General features: G+C 62.8%; 3 protein-coding genes and 1 pseudogene. 2 read left to right on the top strand and 2 right to left on the bottom strand.

Translation table 11 applies throughout. The annotated features are described in order from the left end of the window. A partial coding sequence (locus EN935_RS23340) for an adenine deaminase C-terminal domain-containing protein (protein ID WP_164771285.1) occupies positions 1 to 659 on the top strand: 659 nt, incomplete at its 5' end. A 185-nt stretch (positions 660 to 844) separates the two neighbouring features. Here the strand turns inward: EN935_RS23340 and EN935_RS23345 are convergent. Together EN935_RS23345 and EN935_RS23350 are read right to left on the bottom strand one after the other, a co-directional pair. After that, positions 845 to 2,008 (bottom strand): alpha/beta hydrolase, encoded by a 1,164-nt coding sequence (locus EN935_RS23345; RefSeq protein WP_127373648.1) that lies wholly within the window; start codon positions 2,006 to 2,008, stop codon positions 845 to 847. A 143-nt stretch (positions 2,009 to 2,151) separates the two neighbouring features. Beyond that, the gene (locus EN935_RS23350; protein ID WP_127263071.1) at positions 2,152 to 3,225 is read right to left on the bottom strand and encodes an alpha/beta hydrolase; all 1,074 of its coding nucleotides are present in this window, start codon (positions 3,223 to 3,225) and stop codon (positions 2,152 to 2,154) included. Between the two features lie 451 nt (positions 3,226 to 3,676). Here EN935_RS23350 and EN935_RS23355 point away from each other — a divergent pair. Beyond that, positions 3,677 to 4,592, top strand: a pseudogene (locus EN935_RS23355) (pyridoxal-phosphate dependent enzyme); the annotation flags it as partial.

Raw genomic sequence — 4,592 nt, forward strand, 5'->3', positions numbered from 1 at the left:
ATGATTATCCCCGGACGGCGAAGAACACCGTCAAGCTCGGCAAGAGGCTCAAGGCTGGCGACTTCGACATCGCCGCTCCCAAGGGCGCCAACGAGGTGCGGGTGCGCGTCATCGGCGTCATCGAAAACCAGGCGCCGACGCGCGCGCTGGAGGCCTATCTGCCAGTCGAGGACGGACTGGTCGCCATGGATCGTCGCAACGACATCTGCCAGATCGCGCTGGTCGAGCGCCACCGGGGCACGGGCGGCGTCACCAACGCCTTCGTCTCCGGCTTCGGCTACATTGGCGACTGCGCCATGGCGTCCAGCGTGGCGCATGACGCCCACCACATCATCTGCGTCGGCACCAACAAACAGGACATGGCGCTGGCGGTCAACCGGCTGGGCGAGGTCGGCGGCGGCGTCGTGCTGTTCTCCAAGGGCAAGGAACTGGCGCTGGTCGAAATGCCGATCGCCGGGCTGATGTCGGACGAGCGGGCCGAAATCGTCGCGGCCAAGGCGGAGAAACTCACCGAGGCAATGCGCAAGATGGGCTGTTCGCTGAACAACGCCTACATGCAGCACTCGCTGCTGGCGCTGGTCGTCATTCCCGAACTCAGGATTTCCGATGTCGGCCTGATCGACGTGACGACCTTCCAGAAGGTCGACCTCTTCGTCTAGGGTATATCGATATTCGGGTGAGGCCGGCCTGCGAATGGAGGCTTTCTGCGCTTCCCCGTTCTACCGCGTCGCGGTAGAACTGAGCTCACGTACTTAAAGTACGTTCCGCTCCGGTTCTCGAAAGCCGCCATTCTCGACTCGGCCTGACCCGAATCTCGACATACCCTTGCGCTTGTTGATGGTAGTCACCCGCCAGTGGCGATGGTCAGCACCCTGAACGGCGTGGTGATGACGATTTCGGCAACCGAGCCAACAGCCTTGCCGAGGCCTTGGCCGAGATTGTCGAGTTGTGCGGGTGCTGTCTCGTCCGAAGCCAGGCCGGCGGGCGCGCGCAGCCGGTCGCCGAGCAATTGCACCATGAACGGGTTGTCGGCGAATTTGGCGTGGTTCAGTTGGTCGCCGCCCTTGGTCTTGGTCAGGTCGACGACTGACACGCCATAGCTGGCGAGGTCCGCCGCGTTGCCGTAATCGCCGACGCGTGGCTTGTCGCCGGAGATGAAGGAGGAGAGCTTCAAAGCCCGATCGTCGCCTGAAAGCAGGATGGCGAAAGGCTTGGTGGGTTTGCCGTAACGGATCATCTGCTTCTTGAACACGTCGACATCGATGTCGGGCGAGGCCAGGATAACATAGCCGAGCTTGCCGCCGAGATCGCGATCGCCGGTGATGGCGAGCTGGCGCAGCGCTTCCATGGTCACCCAGGTTCCCATCGAATGGGCGATGATGTCGATGCTCTTTACCTGGGTCTTGGCGAGCATCCGCAACGTTGCCTCAAGGTCGTCGCGCGCGGCATTGGCGCTGTCCTTGTCATAGAGGTACCCTGTTGTCTTGGCGCTTGAAGCCCAGGAAAACAGCACCGGCGTACCGGGATACTTGGTGTCGTGCGCGATCTGTGTCAGCCGGTAGATGCCGTCATCGAACCCGTTGTTGAAACCGTGCACGAAAACCAGCGCGCGGTCGCCGCGCATGGCGATGTCGGCGCCGACCGCCTTGGCGAATTGCGGCGCGCCTTCGTAGAAGGCGACGTCCTTGGCGGTGAAGTCCTTGGCCGGATTGCTGTTGGCGGATCCCTTGGCCCGCTCGATGGCGCCGACCTGATGGCTTTTCGGAACGGTGACGTCGACACGGGCAAAGCTGGTGGTCGGCGAGCGATCACCGTCGAACACCTGTCGAGGATCCTTGGTTGCCTTCTGGCGGGTCGTGGCAACGAAGATCTCATGCGTGGCCGCGATGTTGGAAGCGGGCACCGCGATCGTCGTCTTGTTGAGCAGGTCATGCGTGTTCTGGCCGGCGCAGCCGGTGACAGCGAGCGCGAACGCAACGACGAGGTAGCTCTTCGAACGCACGGTCACACGCCGGCTCCCGCAAAGGGGGACGTCAAACGCATGACGTCGCTGGCTATCCCGATAAAGCCAGAGGCCGGCGCGGTCCAGTTCAAAGTGAGTCCATATGTCCGCGATGGTGAACAGGCACGGCGAAAACCGCGGGACCGCCTCTATTGCCCAAGCAGGCCGATGCGATCCGTCACGTCACGGTCGCTGGCAAAGCCGTCATCCTCGCGCAACCGCTGGCCGATCATCTTCACCAGCGTCGGATTGTCGGCGAATTTCGTATGGTTGAAGCTGTCGCTTCCCTTGACCTTGGAGAGGTCGACGACCGTCACGCCGTAGGAGGCAAGATCGGCGGCATCCTTGTAGTCGCCGACGCGCGGCCGCGAACCGGCGATCAGGCCGGAGAGCCTGAGCGCCCGATCGTCGTCGGACAACAGCAGGATGAACGGCTTGTCGGGCTTGCCGTAGCGCCGCATCTGGCTCTTGAACACGTCGACATCGATGTCGGGCGAGGCCAGCACCACGTCGCCCAGCTTGCCGCCGAGATCGCGGTCGCCGGTGATGGCCATCTGGCGCAGCGTTTCCATGGTGACCCAGGTTCCGAGCGAATGCGCGACGATGTCGATACGCCGTGCGCCCGACTGCTCCAGCATCCTGAGCGTCACTTCCAGCTGGTCGCGGGCAGCACTGGCGCTTTCCTTGTCATAGACATAATCGGTGGTCCTGGCACCCGATGCCCAGGAAAACAGCACAGGCGTGCCGGGATAGCCGGAATCATGGACGATCTGGGTCAGGCGATAGACGGCGGCGTCGAAGCCGGTGTTGTAGCCATGCACGAAGACCATGACGCGGCCGCCACGCGCCGCGATGTCGGCGTTGAGCGCGCTGGAGAATTTCGGCTGTGCGTCGTAGCCGACGACTTCCGAAGCCATGAAATATTTCGCCGGGTCATCCGACTTGCCGCGCGAGCGCCGCTCGATCTGGCCGGTCTTGTGGAGCCCTGGCACGGTGACGTTGACGCGGGCGTAGTTCAGCGTGGCCGAGCGCTCGCCGTCGAAAACCTTGTTGGGATCGTCGGACTTCTTGCGCGTCGTGGCGATGAAGATGCTGTGATTGCCTGCGATCTCCGTCACCGGAGCGGACACCATGGCGCTACCCAGCAGTTCCTGTGTTTGCGAGCCGGCGCAGCCGGCGACGAACAAGGCCAGGACAACGGTAAAGATCTTCTTCAAAGGCACGCTTGAAATTCCAACTCTGGCCGAAAGGCCTGTCTACCCCCGCGACACCTCCCGGACAGGCAGAGTGCGGCAGAACTAAGTCGTGTCCAGTCGAAATGTGGTCAACGCCCGGTTACGGCCATCGCACTGTTGCGCGAAAGCCAAAATGGCGGGAGGAACGCCCCGTGGTGGCGCAATGGGCGGCTTCACGGTCAGCTCATCGATTCCGGCAAGGACATCGATTTCAGGCCGCTCGATGCGACGGTATGAACAAACGCCTCCAAGTGTTTGCAAGGGTTTTACGAATGCCCGTTGCGGGAGAGTATGTATGGCCGGACAATGGCGCCGCGAGGACGGATATGCAATAGGCTGAGCCGGCTGCGCGAAGGCGGGGCGCGCCACAAACAGCCGGTGCGCGGCCCGAACAATGATAGAGGTCCGCAGACGACATGCGGCGCGAGGTGGTTTTGCGATGAACAGTTTCTCTTCCCGTGTCGCTGCTGCCGCCGCCGCGATCCGCCAGATCTTCCCGGAAACGCCGCTGCAGGAAAACGACTATCTTTCGAAAAAGACCGGTGCGCGGGTGCTGCTCAAGCGCGAGGATCTGTCGCCGGTGCGCTCCTACAAGATCCGCGGCGCCTTCAATTTCTTCCGCAAGACGCTGGCGGCTGGCAACGAGGCTGAACTGTTCGTCTGTGCGTCCGCCGGCAACCATGCGCAGGGCTTTGCTTTCGTCTGCCGCCATTTCGGCAGACGAGGCGTTGTATTCATGCCGGTGACGACGCCGCAGCAGAAGATCGACAAGACCAGGCTGTTCGGCGGCGATTTCATCGAGATCAGGCTGGTCGGCGATTTTTTCGACGACTGCTATCGCGCCGCCTTCGAATTCACCGAAAGCTGCGGCGCCCATATGGTGCCGCCCTTCGACCACAAGGACATCATCGAGGGGCAGGCAACCGTCGCCTATGAGATCGCAGACCAGATGCCGGGCGCCCGCATGCCCGATATCATCATGCTGCCGGTTGGCGGTGGCGGGCTTGCCGCCGGCGTCACCCACTATTTCGCCGATCAGGGCCGGGAAGCGCGCTTCGTCTTCTGCGAGCCGGCCGGCGCGCCGAGCCTGCGTGAGAGCCTCGCTGCGGGAAAACGGCTCAAACTCGCCAAGGTCGACAATTTCGTCGATGGCGCGGCGGTGGCAGAGATCGGCCGCGAGCCGTTGCGGCATCTCAAGGATTTCCCGGCCGACACGGTGCGGCTGATCCCGGAAAACCGGCTCTGCGCCACCATGATCGAGATGCTCAACGTCGAGGGCGTCGTGCTGGAGCCGGCCGGCGCGCTGGCGATCGATGCGCTGAGGATTTCTCCAGGAAGGAGATCAGGGGCAAGAC

The sequence above is a fragment of the Mesorhizobium sp. M7D.F.Ca.US.004.03.1.1 genome, assembly GCF_003998635.1.
GTDB lineage: Bacteria > Pseudomonadota > Alphaproteobacteria > Rhizobiales > Rhizobiaceae > Mesorhizobium > Mesorhizobium loti.